We start from the raw sequence: 14992 nt of genomic DNA, 5'->3' as shown, positions 1-14992 counted from the left end.
GTGGATTAGCGTGGCTTCGGACGGAGAGCAACAATGGCCGCCGCCGTCTCTTCGATCGATCGGCGGGTGACATCGATCAGCGGCCAGTTATTGCGGGCGCACAGTGCGCGGGCATATTTCAGCTCTTCGGTGATGGATGCGCGATCGACATATTCGCTTCGATCATAGCCCGGCGTTGTTCCCAAAATGCGGTTCTCGCGCACCTGAGAGATCCGGTCCGATGTTGCAATCAATCCGACGACGAGCGGCCGGGTCGCCTTCAAAAGACCGTCGGGCAATGGCACGCCAGGAACGATCGGCAGGTTTGCCGTCTTGATACCCCTGTTGGCGAGATAGATGCTGGTCGGCGTCTTTGACGTCCTGCTGATCCCGATGATGACGACGTCGGCTTGATTATAGTCTTCCGGCGCCTGGCCATCGTCATGGTCCATCGTGAAATTCAACGCTTCGATGCGTGCGAAATAGTCGGCGTTCAGCACGTGCTGGGCACCCACCCGCCCCCGCGACGGTGCTCCGAGATAGGTCTGAAACTTTTCGATGATCGGCGCGAGCACGTTGACACAGGGCAGACCGAGCTCGTGACACCCTGTCTCGATCAGCGCTGCCAAGTCCTGATCGACGATGGTGTAGAGGACGATGCCTGGTTCTCGGTCGAGTGCGTCGATCAGGGCCTTGATCTGCTTTTTGCTGCGGATCAGCGGATAGACATGCTCAATGGCATTGGATCCACGAAACTGCGCGGCTGCGGCGCGCCCTGCAGAGATGAGAGTCTCACCTGTTGAGTCAGAAATCAGGTGGAGATGGAAGAAGTTTTTCCGGTTCTCCACGTTGTTCACCGTGCCCTGTTGATAGTTTGGGATAAACAGAGGTAGCGGCGACGAGGGCCGGGGGGCAAGGGGAAAAGTGCCGATTTATCCACAATCCCGCACCACGATGGATGTGTTTGACGGGGGATGTGAATAACGGTGATCAAACGATGTCATCCTTTGGTCATCGACTCCTGATCCCCGGTTAAGAACGCGTTGGGATGAAACTGAAGTCGCTGGAATCACGGGTTAATTTGGACTTATCCCCACTATCCCCAAATTGCCGTCTGAGCGATGATGGGAGCCGTGACGGATCACGCTGCATAAGGAACAAGGTGTGATCCCGGATTAATCCTTGATAGTCAGAGACTCTTAGAAATAGAAGAAGAGTCTATATATCTTTTCTTTATTGAAAGGGCCTGAGCCTTGAGCACGCCGAACCGTAAAGTCCTCGACGTTCTGAATGGGAAGACGGTGACGCCGCCCCCAATCTGGCTCATGAGGCAGGCAGGCCGATATCTACCGGAATATCGGGAAACGCGACAGAAAGCGGGTAGCTTTCTCGATCTCTGTTATTCGCCTGAGTTCGCCACCGAAGTGACGCTTCAGCCAATCCGTCGCTATGGCTTCGATGCGGCCATTCTTTTCTCGGATATCCTGGTCATCCCGGATGCACTGCATCGGAATGTCACCTTCACGGAGGGACATGGGCCACAGATGGATCCGATCGATGCCGATGGCATCGCCAAGCTTTCACCGGACGGCGTCATGGATCACCTGAAGCCAGTCATCAAGACCGTTGCGCGTCTTCGTGCAGAGCTTCCCGCTGAGACCACCTTGCTTGGCTTCTGTGGTGCACCCTGGACAGTGGCGACCTATATGATCGCTGGCCACGGCACACCGGACCAGGCGCCTGCGAGATTGTTCGCCTATCGTCATCCCGAGGCATTCCGACGCCTGCTGGATTTTCTGGCGGAAGTTTCGGCGGATTACCTGGTCGCGCAGATCGATGCTGGAGCGGACGCGGTTCAGATCTTCGATTCCTGGGCCGGTGTGCTCGGGGAGGCGGAGTTCGAAGCCTTTGCAGTTCGACCCGTTCGTCGCATCATCGAACTTGTCAAATCCCGTCGGCCGCAGGCCAAGGTCATCGCCTTTGCCAAGGGGGCCGGGATCCTGCTGAAGCGCTACCGCCAGGATACCAATGCCGACGCAATCGGTCTCGACTGGTCGGTGCCGTTGAGCTTTGCAGTGGAACTGCAGAAGGATGGCCCAGTGCAGGGAAATCTTGATCCGATGCGCGTCGTGGCAGGTGGTGTGGCCCTGAGGGACGGCATCGATGCCATCCTCCAGTCTCTTGGACATGGACCTCTGATCTTCAATCTCGGCCACGGGATTACCCCGCAGGCAGACCCTGCACATGTGACCGAGCTGGTCGCGCAGGTCCGGAGTTTCGGCTGACGATGGAAAAGCAGATCGATGCCAAGCCGGGAGCTCGCGCCGCGCGGAAGGCAGCTACGGCTTTGCTGTTCTTCGGTCTCGTGGGTGGTGGCATCATGCTGGCGGGACCGGACCAGGCTTATCCCTGGATCAAGGCGCTCCACGTGATTGCCATCATCTCCTGGATGGCCGGCATGCTCTATCTGCCGCGGCTGTTCATCTATCATTCGGATTGCGATCCGGCTTCCGATCAGGCCCGGACATTTTCCGTGATGGAAAGCCGTTTGATGAACGTGATCATGAACCCTGCCATGGTCGTGTCATGGGTGTTGGGTCTCTATCTGGCCTGGCAGGTCTTCGCGTTTCAGGGTGGCTGGCTGCATGCGAAGATTGCGGCAGTCTTTGCGCTTTCCGGCGTGCATGGCTATTTCGCCAAGTCGGTAAAGTCTTTCGGCCGGGGCAAATATGTTGGCTCGCCCCGCTATTGGCGGATGATGAACGAGGCCCCTACCCTTCTGATGATCCTCATCGTCGTGCTTGCCGTCGTCAAACCTTTCTGAGCATCTTCAGCGCGGTCGTATTATTTTCGTGATCCCGGGCTTTTCGCTTGCGGTCGAATCCGCGAGTCGCTATTTTCGCGCCACTCCCTCTTTTGGCTTGCGTATTATTCAGTCATTTGCGGCCTTCGCGATCGTACCGAATTCCACCAGCTCGCCGTTCCCCTTGAAAATTCTATCTGACGTGGTCCCTCTTCATGGCTGAAATGAAGCTACAAGAACTCAAAAGCAAATCGCCGACCGATCTCCTGACGTTTGCCGAATCGCTCGAAGTTGAAAACGCGAGCACGATGCGCAAGCAGGAGCTCATGTTTGCGATCCTGAAGATGCTGGCGAGCCAGGATGTGGAGATCATCGGCGAAGGCGTGGTGGAAGTTCTGCAGGATGGTTTCGGCTTCTTGCGCTCCGCAAACGCAAACTATCTGCCCGGTCCTGACGACATCTACATCTCGCCCTCGCAGATCCGCCGCTTCTCGCTGAAGACCGGTGACACGGTCGAAGGCCCGATCCGTGGACCCAAGGAAGGCGAACGCTATTTCGCGCTTCTGAAGGTCAACACGATCAATTTCGAGGATCCCGAAAAGATCCGTCATAAGGTTCACTTCGACAACCTGACGCCGCTCTATCCGAACGAGCGCTTCAAGATGGAACTCGATGTTCCGACATCGAAGGATCTTTCGTCTCGCGTCATCGATCTCGTGGCGCCGCTCGGCAAGGGCCAGCGCGGTCTGATCGTGGCACCGCCACGTACGGGTAAGACGGTTCTTCTCCAGAACATCGCCCATTCCATTACGGCCAATCATCCGGAATGCTACCTGATCGTTCTCCTGATCGACGAGCGGCCGGAAGAAGTCACGGATATGCAGCGATCTGTGAAGGGTGAGGTCGTCTCCTCCACCTTCGACGAACCCGCCGTGCGGCACGTCCAAGTCGCGGAGATGGTTATCGAGAAGGCCAAGCGCCTGGTCGAACATGGCCGCGATGTAGTGATCCTGCTGGATTCCATCACCCGCCTCGGCCGCGCTTACAACACCGTTGTACCGTCTTCCGGCAAGGTTCTGACCGGTGGTGTGGATGCCAACGCTCTGCAGCGCCCGAAGCGCTTCTTCGGTGCTGCGCGTAACATTGAAGAAGGCGGCTCGCTGACCATCATTGCTACGGCTCTGATCGATACCGGCAGCCGTATGGACGAAGTCATCTTCGAAGAATTCAAGGGTACGGGTAACTCTGAAATCGTGCTCGACCGCAAGGTCGCCGACAAGCGCATCTTCCCGTCCATGGACATCCTCAAGTCCGGCACGCGTAAGGAAGACTTGCTCGTGCCGCGCCAGGATCTGCAGAAGATCTTCGTTCTGCGGCGCATCCTTGCCCCGATGGGAACGACGGACGCTATCGAGTTCCTTATCGACAAGCTCAAGCAGACGAAGAACAACGGCGATTTCTTCGACTCCATGAACACGTGATTGTCGACCGGCAATAGTCGGTCGGTTTCGTTCAGCGGATTAGGTTGTTCCGTGACCACGCACTCTGACACGATTTTTGCTTTGGCTTCTGGTGCTTTGCCGGCCGGTGTTGCTGTTCTGAGGATCAGCGGACCGGCCGCTTTCACGATGGTACAAAGCCTCGCTGGCGATCTCCCTGCCCCGCGTGTAGCTGCCCTCCGCACGATCCGCATGCCCGATGGCATGTTTCTCGATCGTGGGCTGGTACTTGTCTTCCATGGGCCCAACTCGTTCACCGGGGAGGATTGCGCAGAACTACATCTCCATGGAGGGCGGGCAGTCGTGACCGCTGTTCTGACTTCCTTAGCCGGATTCAACGGTGCCAGGTTGGCTGAAGCAGGCGAGTTCTCGCGGCGAGCCTTCGAGAATGGCAAGATGGATCTCGTGGAAGTCGAGGGTCTGGCGGACCTACTGGCAGCAGATACCGAGATGCAACGGCGTCTGGCAGCCGAACAGGCGAGCGGTCAATTGTCCAGCGTTTACGAAGGCTGGCGTGAAAAGCTCGTATTTGCCCGCTCCATGCTCGAGGCAGAGCTGGATTTCAGCGATGAAGGCGATATTCCCGGCTCCGTGTCGGACCGCATCTGGGGTGAAATTGCCAGGCTCAAGGGCGAGGTAGACGGCGCTCTCTCCAATCTGCGCGCCGGTGAGATCCTGCGTGATGGCTTCAGGGTGGCGCTCGCCGGCAAACCCAATGCGGGCAAGTCGAGCCTGATGAACGCGTTGGCGCAAAGGGATGTCGCGATTGTGACCCCCATCGCCGGGACGACAAGAGACGTTGTCCGATGCGAGCTAGACATTGACGGCTACAAATTCGAGCTGTTCGATACCGCCGGCTTGAGAGATACCGATGATGTTATCGAGCGGGAAGGCATACGTCGCGCAGTCAAGACGATCAACGATGCCGATCTTGTCCTCAACGTTATAGATCTCAGCGCGCTTGGCGACATCGGCCCTAGTGAGTACGCCGGGCTGCGGGTGGGCTCGAAACTTGATCTCGTCGAAGCGGATGTCGATCCTTCACTCCGTATCGACATCTTGGTTTCCTCGTCCACTGGGGCGGGTCTCAATGAGTTGAGAGCGCTTCTCCTGCAGGCAGTGCGAAGCAGTACCAATGTCGGCAGCCTTGCAATTCCGAGCCGTATGAGGCATGCAGAGCGCCTTCGCTCTGCATCTCAACATTTGCAGTCGGCTCTGGACGGGGTGTCAAATCCCCTCGAGCTGCGAGCTGAGGATCTACGGCTAGCTTCAGTGGAGCTGGCGCGTGTGACTGGTCGAATCGATACCGAAACGCTTTTGGGCAAAATCTTCTCCGAATTCTGTGTCGGGAAGTGATTCACGTGAAACAGGCTTACTGCACATGTCTCAGAGAGATTTCGATGTAATCGTTGTCGGTGGAGGCCATGCCGGTACGGAAGCTGCGGCGGCAGCTGCTCGTATGGGAGCAAAAACCGCTCTGGTTACCCACCGCTCCGATACAATTGGCGTAATGTCCTGCAATCCGGCAATCGGCGGCCTCGGCAAAGGCCATCTTGTTCGCGAGATCGACGCACTCGACGGTCTTATGGGTCGCGCAGCCGATGAGGGCGGAATTCAGTTCCGCATGTTGAACAAGAAAAAAGGCCCTGCCGTTTGGGGACCTCGCACACAGGCAGATCGTAAGCTTTATCGACTTGCGGTTCAGCGTTTGATCCAGGAAACCGAAAATCTTGAAGTTCTCGAAGGGGGTGTGACCGCCCTCATTCGTGACTCATCCGAAATAAATGGCGTTGTGCTCCATGACGGACGGCACCTGCGAGCTTCGGCAGTGGTCTTGACCACGGGTACCTTCTTGAACGGGCTCATTCATATTGGTGATCGGAAAATTCCCGCTGGACGGGTTGGTGAGGCACCTGCCCTGGGTTTGAGCCATGATCTAGCCGACCTGGGCCTGAAACTGGGTCGTCTGAAGACGGGTACGCCAGCACGTCTCGATCGAACTACGATCCGCTGGGAAGGACTGGAGCTTCAGGAGGCTGATCCTGATCCCGTGCCGTTCTCGTTCATGACGGCGTCCATCACCACGCCTCAGATCGCGTGCGGTATCACGCGTACGACTGCCGAAACCCATGAAATCATTCGGCAGAATATCCACCGGTCTGCCATGTATTCTGGTCAGATCGAGGGTGTGGGGCCGCGCTATTGCCCGTCGATCGAAGACAAGATCAACCGTTTCGGCGATCGGGACGGTCATCAGATCTTCCTCGAGCCGGAAGGCCTCGACGACGATACGATCTATCCCAATGGGATATCCACGTCGTTACCCGAGGATGTCCAGGAGCTTTTCATCCGGTCTATTCCCGGTCTGGAGAACGTGCGGATTTTGCAGCCTGGCTACGCAATTGAATATGACTATGTAGATCCGCAGCAGCTTGACCTCAGCCTTGCTGTAAAGGGTGCGAGCGGTCTGTTCCTTGCCGGGCAGATCAACGGCACGACTGGTTATGAAGAGGCCGGTGCACAGGGCCTGGTCGCCGGCATCAATGCGGCACGGTTTGCTGCCAACGAACCAGGGGTCAAGTTCAGCCGCACGGATTCCTACATCGGTGTGATGATTGACGACCTGACATCGCGGGGGGTCGCTGAGCCCTACCGCATGTTCACCTCCCGGGCGGAATATCGGCTCTCGCTTCGCGCCGACAATGCTGACATGCGCCTGACCCCGTTGGGCCTTGCTGTCGGCTGTGTTGGCTCCGATAGGGCGACCAAGTTCGCTCGTTATCAAGAGCAACGTATTGGTCTCTATGACAGATTGGGCTCACTCACAGCTTCGCCAAATGATATGTCTGCCGTCGGCGTGAGTGTCAATCAAGACGGGCGCCGTCGTTCAGCGCGAGAGATCCTCTCCTATCCGGATATCACTTGGGCGGACGTCGTCCGTGTCTGGCCAGAGCTCTCCAGCGAGGATGCTTATATCGCGACCGCAGTAGAGATTGATTGTCTCTACCATGTATATCTGGAACGGCAGTCTGCGGACGTTGCTGGATTGCGTGCTGAAGAGGAGCGCCAGATTCCGGATGAGTTCAGCTACGAAGCGTTGCCTGGCCTGTCGAACGAGTTGAAGGCAAAGCTATCAGCGCTTCGTCCAGCGAATGTGGCGCAGGCTAGTCGTATCGAAGGCATGACTCCCGCCGCGGTAGCTCTGTTGGTTGCTCACCTGCGCAAAAACTCGATTGGTCGAATGGCTTCGTAAAATGAAATCTTTAGTTCGAGATTATGGAATCGATGTTTCACGTGAAACGCAGGCACGCCTCGAGCGATTTGCAGACCTGTTCCTGAAATGGGCTGCACGCATAAATCTAATCGCCCCGTCGACAATTGAACAGGTTTGGGCGCGCCATATCGTCGACTCGTTGCAGATTCGAAACATTGTGCCCCAACCCGGCCGCTGGATCGATATTGGTAGCGGTGGCGGCTTCCCTGGCATCATTACAGCCATCACTCTTGCAGAAAGCCAGGACGCCTGGATTGATCTCGTTGAGAGCAACAACAAGAAGTGCAGCTTCCTGCGCATGGCCCTCACCGAGACGGGCGGTCGTGGCAAAGTCCATCCTGTGAGGATCGAAGAAGCGGTCAAGTTGCTCACTGCCCCGGATTACATTTCCGCCAGAGCACTTGCCGATTTGGATGCCTTGTTCGGTTATGTCATGCCCTGGGCTGAAACCAATCCCGATCTTCGCCTGGTTTTTCATAAAGGCAGGGATTATCAGGCTGAAATCGATAAAGCGCGTGGTCGCTGGGACTTTGATCTGATAAAACATCAAAGCGTGGTCGAGGCAGATTCCGTTATCCTAGAGATCGCCTCCCTGACGCGCAGGGTTTAACGCTTCGGGTGCCAAATGAATCTCGAGAAAAACCGTATCATTACCATTGCCAATCAAAAGGGCGGCGTGGGGAAGACCACGACGGCCATTAATCTGGCAACCGCGCTGGCCGCCATCGGCGAGCGCGTGCTCATAGTTGATCTCGACCCCCAGGGTAATGCGAGTACTGGTCTCGGAATCGACCGCCGTGATCGCCATTTGTCCTCCTATGATGTGCTGATCGGCACGCATTCGATTTCAGACGCAGTCTTGGATACGGCTGTGCCCAACCTGTCGATCGTGCCTTCTACGATGGATCTTCTCGGCTTCGAGATGGAAATTTCACAGCAGTCCGATCGCGTGTTTCGCCTCCGCAAGTCGCTCAATCTCGATGATGCGCGTGCCTACAGCTACGTTCTTCTCGATTGCCCGCCGTCGTTCAATCTGTTGACGATGAATGCCATGGCTGCAGCCCATTCCGTGCTGGTGCCTTTACAGTGTGAGTTCTTCGCGCTGGAAGGTCTGAGCCAGCTGCTCGATACGATCAATCAGGTCCGGCAGACGGTCAATCCTACCCTGGATATCCAGGGTATCGTGCTGACGATGTTCGATTCCCGCAACAACCTAGCTCAGCAGGTGGTAAGCGACGTCCGCGAGCATCTCGGTGAGAAGGTCTACACGACCTTGATCCCCCGCAATGTTCGGGTATCCGAAGCTCCGTCTTATGGTAAGCCGGCTATCCTTTATGATCTGAAATGCGCCGGCAGCCAGGCATACCTGCAGTTGGCTTCCGAGGTCATCCAGCGCGAGCGGCAGCGAAAAGCCGCGTAATCTTCGTACAAGGGTGTGAGTATGAGCGAAGACGTATCGAAACGCCGCCTCGGGCGCGGCCTGGCAGCGTTGATCGGTGAAATGGATCAGCCGGTTCCCGCCGGCGAAGCGCGGCCGACCGTCAATCCGGATCGTACCGTTCCAATCGAGTTCGTCGCTCGCAGTCCCAGAAACCCCCGCCGTTATTTCGATGAATCCGAGCTGCAGGATCTCGCCGGTTCCATTCGCCAGCATGGGATCGTGCAGCCTGTCGTTGTTCGCACTGTCGGAACTGACCGCTTCGAGATTATTGCCGGCGAACGCCGTTGGCGTGCGGCCCAGCTGGCCGGGCTCGTCCAGATCCCCGTCATCGTGCGTGATGTCGATGACAGGACTGCTCTCGAACTTGCCATTGTCGAAAACGTCCAGCGCGCCGACCTCAATCCTCTCGAAGAAGCGCTCGGCTATGAGCAGCTGATTGCCGAGCATGGCTACACTCAGAATGATCTGGGTGAGATCATCGGCAAGAGCCGTAGTCACGTTGCGAACAGCCTTCGGCTCCTGAAGCTTCCAGATCCGGTCCGGGACATGTTGGCAGATGGAAGCCTGTCTGCAGGACACGCACGTGCTCTCGTCTCCACCCCTGATCCGCTCGTTCTGGCGAAAACAATCGCGCAGAAGGGCATGTCCGTCCGGGATGCGGAGAAGCTGGCTCAGAACCATATCAAGGCACAGCAGGCGCCAGCCCCGGCCGAGGTTCGTGAATCCAAGGATTCGGACACAATCGCCCTGGAGCGTAGCCTTTCGGATTGCCTCGGTCTGTCTGTCTCTATCAACCACAAGGGCGGCGGCGGGCAGCTCAAGATCAATTACAAGACGCTGGACCAACTCGAAGAGATCTGCAGGCTCCTGGAAGCCCGATAATCAGCTGCGGCGATTGCGGCGCGCGGATTGCAACGTCGTTGCCAGCAGCGTCTGGATGGCAAGATTGTCTTCGAGTGCCGCGTTCTGCCGGCTCTGCAGAATGGCAGCATTGAGGCGTGCCCCTTCACGGGCCAGATCAGAACTGTTCCAGTTCCGTAACGCTTTCTCGATAATGGGCTTCCGCTTAAAGTGGATGCCGCGCCCGAGGGTTTGAAGAACCTGCGCCGGCTGCTGCTGGCGCTCTTCCATCTCGATCCGCATCGTCTCCAGCAACTGGACCTGCTTCATCGTGCCTTGCAGCACAAGGAAGACGGCCGTTTTGGAGGCTATGACCTTTTGAATCGCATGCAGGAAGCCATCGGGGTCGCCGGATAGCACGGCATCGACGACCTCATCCGTCGAGACGGCGCTGGCGTCGCCAACGATCTCGAAGACATGCTTTTCGTCGATCAGATCGTCATTCATACAATAGAGAAGGAGCTTCTGGATCTCGTTGCGGGACGCAATTCGATCGCCGCCGATCGAATCGAGCAAGAGTTCGCGTGCAGCCGGCGTGATCCGCAAGTTCGCCGCAGCAAGCTCCGTGTCTATCAAGGCATTCAAGGCTCTCGCATCGTCCTGGTAACAGGCGATACAAGCGACACTACGCTCCCCTTCCGCAACTTTGCGCAAGGCCGAGCCCTTCTTGAGGTCGCCTGCTTCGATCAGCAGGTAACTTCCTTCCGGCGGATGTGCGGCGAGATGCGCCAACCCATCGACCAGCTGTTTTTCATTGGCAGCACCACGCACCCATATCAGCTTCTCGCCGCCGAAGAGCCCAAACGCGTTCACCTCGTCGATCAGCCGACCGGGATCCGATTGAACATCAGATGCGTCCAGCCGGATCAAAGCGAAGCCATCGCTTAGATCGACGCCCGTTGTTGCAGCCACCTGTGCTGCGCGCTCCGCCACAAGCCCACGGTCGGGGCCATAGACAACAACCAACCTGTAGTGCCTGGCCGACTTGGCCAGGAATCCATCAAACTCGTGGGATTTAACTTCCACCATGGTCGCCGATCAGCGACCAAGTGCCATTGCGAGATCGGCGTAAATGAACTCGGCCAGTTCACGGGCGGCCCGTGTCTCTGCGTCTCGCGCAGCACGGAGCTTGGCGAATTCCTGACGCGGATAGTCGAAGAGCGCCACACCGGTTCTGCGGCCCGTCTTGACGACGGTATCGTCAGAAATGCGCTTCAAGGTATAGGTGCCGACGACCGCTGCCCGACCCGCGTTTGGCGTGTCCGCAGCCTCGTCGAGCAGAATACCTTCAACACCGCCGCTGACGACCAGCTCGACGCGGTATTCCGGGGTCTGCGATTCCTTGCCGCCGCTGGTTAGGAAGAGCAAACGGTTACGCGTCTCCAACCCGACGCGGCTGGTCGCTTCCGAATAGGAGATTGCGGCCAGAGCGCCACGGGTTTCCCCATTGGCGTCCTGGTACAAGGGACGTGCCTGGCATCCCGCCAGAAGCAGGGCCGCACCGATCAGAAGCGAGCGCCGAAGCACCGTGGATGGCTTGAGTTCAGAGGACAATATTCACGATCCTTAGCGGGACGACGATGATCTTCTTCGGAGCCTGACCGTTGAGCGCGGTCTTAACGGCATCGAGCGCGAGTACGGCTGCCTGAACTGCATTCTGGTCTGCGTCGCGCGCGATTGTCAATTCGGCGCGCTTCTTGCCATTGATCTGCACAGGCAGAACAATCTCGTTTTCGGCGACCAGACCTTCATCGAATTGCGGCCAGGCTGCCTTGGCAATCAGGCCCTCGTTGCCGAGGATGGACCAGCACTCTTCGGCCAGATGCGGCGTCATCGGCGCAATCAACTGGACGAGAATCTCGGCTGCGTTGCGCACAGCTGCGACATAGGCGGCATCGCCCTGCCCCGCTGCGACATTGGTCAGCGGCGCGGCAAGTGCGTTGACCAGTTCGTAGATGCGCGCGATCGCCTTATTGAAGGCGAGCTTGTCCAAGTCGCCCTGGACAGCCTTCAGCGTCTTGTGCGCGATCTGCGAGACGGCGAGCGCTTCGCCTTCCTTAGCCGGATTCGGCGAGACGGACTTCAGTCTGTCTGCCGCTTCCGAGACCAGACGCCAGACGCGTTGTACGAAGCGGTGCGCGCCCTCGACGCCGGCTTCGGACCAGATTACGTCACGGTCCGGCGGCGAGTCGGAGAGTACGAAGAAGCGAGCCGTATCTGCGCCGTAGGAGCCGATGATGTCATCGGGGTCGACGACATTTTTCTTCGACTTCGACATCTTCTCAATCGAGCCGATCTTGGCTTCCTGACCATTGGTCAGGAGATATGCCCGACGTGCGCCGTCGGTTTCTTCGATCCGCAGATCAACCGGAGCCACCCATTCGCGCTCGAGGCCTTCGCCGATGCTATAGGTCTCATGCACGACCATGCCCTGGGTGAAGAGACCCTTGAAAGGCTCCTTGAGCCCTACATGACCTGTCTCGCGCATCGCGCGGGTAAAGAAGCGCGAATAGAGCAGATGCAGGATCGCGTGTTCGATGCCGCCGATATACTGGTCGACCGGCAGCCAATGACTGGCGACCGCCGGATCAGTCGGATTGTCTTCCCACGGGGCGGTGAAACGGGCGAAGTACCAGCTGGAATCGACGAAGGTGTCCATGGTGTCCGTCTCGCGACGGGCATCCTTGCCGCAGCAGGGGCAGGCTACATGCCGCCAGGTGGCATGACGGTCGAGCGGGTTGCCAGGCTTGTCGAAGCTGACGTCATCGGGCAGACGGACCGGAAGATCCTTCTTCGGGACCGGCACGACGCCGCAATCATCGCAGTGAATGACCGGGATAGGGCAACCCCAGTACCGCTGACGGGAGATGCCCCAGTCGCGTAGCCGGAAGTTGACCTTGCGCTCGCCCTGCGGCGCGCCGTTCAGCTGCTGCGAGGACAGGCGCTTGGCCACTTCCTCAAAGGCTTCCGTCGTGGACAAGCCATCCAGGAAGCGCGAGTTGATCATCACGCCGTCATCGGTAAATGCGGTGTCGCCGATCTCAAAGGTCGCCGCGCCGCTATCCTTCGGCATGACGACTGGGACCACCGGCAAGTCATACTTGCGGGCGAAGTCGAGGTCGCGCTGGTCGCCGGAGGGGCAGCCAAAGATCGCGCCCGTCCCGTATTCCATGAGGACGAAATTGGCGACGTAGACCGGCAGTTCCCAGCTCGGATCGAGCGGGTGCTTCACCCGGATACCGGTATCGATGCCCTTCTTCTCGGCTGTTTCCAGAGCCGCAAGCGAGGTGCCGGCATGACGGCATTCCTGGCAGAACGCGTCAACGGCTTCGTCACGCGCTGCAGCTTCCTTCGCCATCGGATGATCGGCGGCGATCGCCAGGAACGACGCACCGAACAGGGTATCAGGACGGGTCGTATAAACAGTGACTTCACCCGCCTGGCTGCCGGACGCCACTTCCCAACGCACAGCCATGCCTTCAGAGCGCCCGATCCAGTTCTTCTGCATCAGCCGAACCTTTTCAGGCCACTGGTCGAGCTCATCAAGCGCGTCGAGCAGGTCCTGGCTGAAATCGGTGATCTTGAAGAACCACTGCGTCAGTTCGCGCTGTTCGACCAGCGCACCCGAGCGCCAGCCGCGACCGTCGATGACCTGCTCGTTGGCGAGCACGGTCATGTCCTCGGGGTCCCAGTTGACCTTAGAATTCTTGCGATAGACGAGGCCCTTTTCCAGGAAATCCAGGAAGAGGTGCTGCTGGCGATGGTAGTAGTCGACGTCGCAGGTCGCGAATTCACGCGACCAGTCGAGCGACAGGCCCATGGACTTAAGCTGACCACGCATGGTGGCAATGTTCTCATAGGTCCAGGCCTTGGGATGAACCTTGTTCTTCATCGCCGCATTTTCGGCAGGCATGCCGAAGGCGTCCCAGCCCATCGGATGCAGAACGTTGTAGCCGCGGGCACGCTTGTAGCGAGCCACAACGTCGCCCATCGCGTAGTTGCGGACATGGCCCATATGGATGCGTCCCGAAGGATAGGGGAACATCTCGAGGACGTAGTATTTCTCGCGCGGATCAGCATTGTCCGTCTCGAAGACCTTGTCTTCGGACCATTTCACCTGCCAACGGGGCTCGGCGTCGCGCGGATTGTAACGTTCGGTAGCCATGGATTGCATTTCCGGGAATAGCATCAAAAAGAGAGGGCCGACCTTCATCATGAAACCGGCCAAGCGTCAAGTTTTTGAGGCATTCGCGCGGCCTTTCCGCGCCTGCGCTTGCCATCGTCCAAGGCTGCGATTAACCCCTTGCAGAAAGTTCTGGTGACGCCAGATATCGAGCAGATCAAAACGAGGGTTTGGCATGTCAGTTGAAGAGCGGCTTCAGGACGTTCGGGACAAAATCGCGAAGGCAGCGGAAGAAGCAGGTCGTGAGCCGGATTCGGTTTCGCTTGTTGCTGTGTCGAAAACCTTCGATGCCGAGCATATCATTCCGACGATCGAAGCGGGGCAGCGCGTTTTCGGTGAAAACCGGGTGCAGGAAGCGCAGGGCAAATGGCCAGCCTTGAAGGCTGAAACACCTGCCATCGAACTGCATCTCATCGGCCCCCTTCAGTCGAACAAGTCTGCCGATGCCGTGGCGCTTTTTGATGTCGTCGAAACTGTCGACCGCGAGAAGATCGCGCGTGCACTTGCAGAGGAAGTGAAACGCCAGGCGCGCAGCATTCGCTTCTACATTCAGGTCAACACGGGTCTCGAGCCGCAGAAGGCTGGGATTGCGCCCGACGATGTGGCAGCGTTCGTCGCGCTCTGCCGGGATGAACTGGGCATGCAGATCGAGGGGCTGATGTGCATCCCGCCAGTCGATGAAAACCCAGGCCCGCATTTCGCACTGCTGGCAAAGCTTGCCGACGAAAACGGTCTTGAGAAGTTGTCGATCGGCATGTCGGGTGATTTCGAGACGGCCATAGGCTTCGGCGCGACCAGTGTACGTGTCGGTTCGGCGATTTTTGGCACACGTTAAGTTGCCTTAGACCTTCGGCATAGCGCTTTGGTCTCTCTTCCCTCCTCTCTTCGTCGATCCTAAAATGACGGTAAAGGC

13 protein-coding genes are annotated in these 14992 nt (G+C 58.0%); 9 read left to right on the top strand and 4 right to left on the bottom strand.

Translation table 11 applies throughout. The features are described from left to right. Window positions 1-5: 5 nt before the first annotated feature. Entirely contained in the window at window positions 6-827 is an 822-nt protein-coding gene (locus tag C0V73_RS17195) for a pyruvate, water dikinase regulatory protein (protein ID WP_102021290.1), read from the bottom strand. Window positions 828-1232: 405 nt separating this feature from the next. On the opposite strand from C0V73_RS17195, the gene hemE reads away from it, so the two are divergent. From hemE to C0V73_RS17155, 8 genes are all read left to right on the top strand, one after another. After that, complete coding sequence (gene hemE, locus C0V73_RS17190) at window positions 1233-2264, top strand: uroporphyrinogen decarboxylase (protein WP_102021198.1); 1032 nt, start codon at window positions 1233-1235, stop codon at window positions 2262-2264. A 2-nt stretch (window positions 2265-2266) separates the two neighbouring features. Next, window positions 2267-2803: a protoporphyrinogen oxidase HemJ gene (gene hemJ, locus C0V73_RS17185; protein ID WP_102021197.1), complete on the top strand. Its 537-nt coding sequence runs from the start codon at window positions 2267-2269 to the stop codon at window positions 2801-2803. Between the two features lie 194 nt (window positions 2804-2997). Beyond that, complete coding sequence (gene rho / locus C0V73_RS17180; RefSeq protein ID WP_102021196.1) at window positions 2998-4263, top strand: transcription termination factor Rho; 1266 nt, start codon at window positions 2998-3000, stop codon at window positions 4261-4263. A gap of 51 nt (window positions 4264-4314) precedes the next feature. After that, the gene (gene mnmE / locus C0V73_RS17175) at window positions 4315-5637 is read left to right on the top strand and encodes a tRNA uridine-5-carboxymethylaminomethyl(34) synthesis GTPase MnmE (protein ID WP_102021289.1); all 1323 of its coding nucleotides are present in this window, start codon (window positions 4315-4317) and stop codon (window positions 5635-5637) included. Window positions 5638-5662: 25 nt separating this feature from the next. Further along, window positions 5663-7534, top strand: coding sequence for a tRNA uridine-5-carboxymethylaminomethyl(34) synthesis enzyme MnmG (mnmG, locus tag C0V73_RS17170; RefSeq protein WP_102021195.1), 1872 nt, complete (start codon window positions 5663-5665; stop codon window positions 7532-7534). Between the two features lies 1 nt (window position 7535). Then, window positions 7536-8165 carry a 16S rRNA (guanine(527)-N(7))-methyltransferase RsmG gene (gene rsmG, locus C0V73_RS17165; protein ID WP_102021194.1) on the top strand — a complete coding sequence of 210 codons (630 nt, stop codon included), beginning with the start codon at window positions 7536-7538 and terminating at the stop codon, window positions 8163-8165. 15 nt (window positions 8166-8180) lie between these two features. Beyond that, on the top strand, window positions 8181-8975 hold the full coding sequence (locus C0V73_RS17160; protein ID WP_102021193.1) for a ParA family protein: 795 nt from the start codon (window positions 8181-8183) through the stop codon (window positions 8973-8975). A gap of 21 nt (window positions 8976-8996) precedes the next feature. Further along, a complete protein-coding gene (locus C0V73_RS17155; protein WP_102021192.1) occupies window positions 8997-9878 on the top strand; it encodes a ParB/RepB/Spo0J family partition protein in 882 nt (293 codons plus the stop codon). On the opposite strand, the gene holA is transcribed toward C0V73_RS17155, so the two are convergent. From holA to leuS, 3 genes are read right to left on the bottom strand one after another with little or no spacing between them, the layout of a single operon-like run. Continuing rightward, on the bottom strand, window positions 9879-10925 hold the full coding sequence (holA, locus tag C0V73_RS17150; RefSeq protein WP_102021191.1) for a DNA polymerase III subunit delta: 1047 nt from the start codon (window positions 10923-10925) through the stop codon (window positions 9879-9881). Window positions 10926-10934: 9 nt separating this feature from the next. After that, a complete protein-coding gene (locus C0V73_RS17145) occupies window positions 10935-11450 on the bottom strand; it encodes a hypothetical protein (protein ID WP_102021190.1) in 516 nt (171 codons plus the stop codon). Next, a complete protein-coding gene (leuS, locus tag C0V73_RS17140) occupies window positions 11440-14061 on the bottom strand; it encodes a leucine--tRNA ligase (RefSeq protein ID WP_102021288.1) in 2622 nt (873 codons plus the stop codon). The genes C0V73_RS17145 and leuS overlap by 11 nt, the downstream gene beginning before the upstream one ends. A gap of 193 nt (window positions 14062-14254) precedes the next feature. On the opposite strand from leuS, the gene C0V73_RS17135 reads away from it, so the two are divergent. Further along, window positions 14255-14914, top strand: coding sequence for a YggS family pyridoxal phosphate-dependent enzyme (locus C0V73_RS17135; protein ID WP_102021189.1), 660 nt, complete (start codon window positions 14255-14257; stop codon window positions 14912-14914). The last annotated feature ends 78 nt before the right edge of the window (window positions 14915-14992 follow it).

Origin of the sequence: Rhizobium sp. TH135, from assembly GCF_002855515.1 — a bacterium.
In the GTDB taxonomy this organism is placed as follows: domain Bacteria; phylum Pseudomonadota; class Alphaproteobacteria; order Rhizobiales; family Rhizobiaceae; genus Allorhizobium.
The sequence above is the reverse complement of the archived record's forward strand: the minus strand, read 5'-3'. Positions and strand labels throughout refer to the sequence as shown.

Coding starts and splice junctions, on each gene's coding strand:
- C0V73_RS17155 (WP_102021192.1), top strand. CDS start 8,997: ATGAGCGAAGACGTATCGAAACGCCGCCTCGGGCGCGGCCTGGCAGCG.
- rsmG (WP_102021194.1), top strand. CDS start 7,536: ATGAAATCTTTAGTTCGAGATTATGGAATCGATGTTTCACGTGAAACG.
- C0V73_RS17160 (WP_102021193.1), top strand. CDS start 8,181: ATGAATCTCGAGAAAAACCGTATCATTACCATTGCCAATCAAAAGGGC.
- hemJ (WP_102021197.1), top strand. CDS start 2,267: ATGGAAAAGCAGATCGATGCCAAGCCGGGAGCTCGCGCCGCGCGGAAG.
- mnmG (WP_102021195.1), top strand. CDS start 5,663: ATGTCTCAGAGAGATTTCGATGTAATCGTTGTCGGTGGAGGCCATGCC.
- rho (WP_102021196.1), top strand. CDS start 2,998: ATGGCTGAAATGAAGCTACAAGAACTCAAAAGCAAATCGCCGACCGAT.
- C0V73_RS17135 (WP_102021189.1), top strand. CDS start 14,255: ATGTCAGTTGAAGAGCGGCTTCAGGACGTTCGGGACAAAATCGCGAAG.
- holA (WP_102021191.1), bottom strand. CDS start 10,925: ATGGTGGAAGTTAAATCCCACGAGTTTGATGGATTCCTGGCCAAGTCG.
- leuS (WP_102021288.1), bottom strand. CDS start 14,061: ATGGCTACCGAACGTTACAATCCGCGCGACGCCGAGCCCCGTTGGCAG.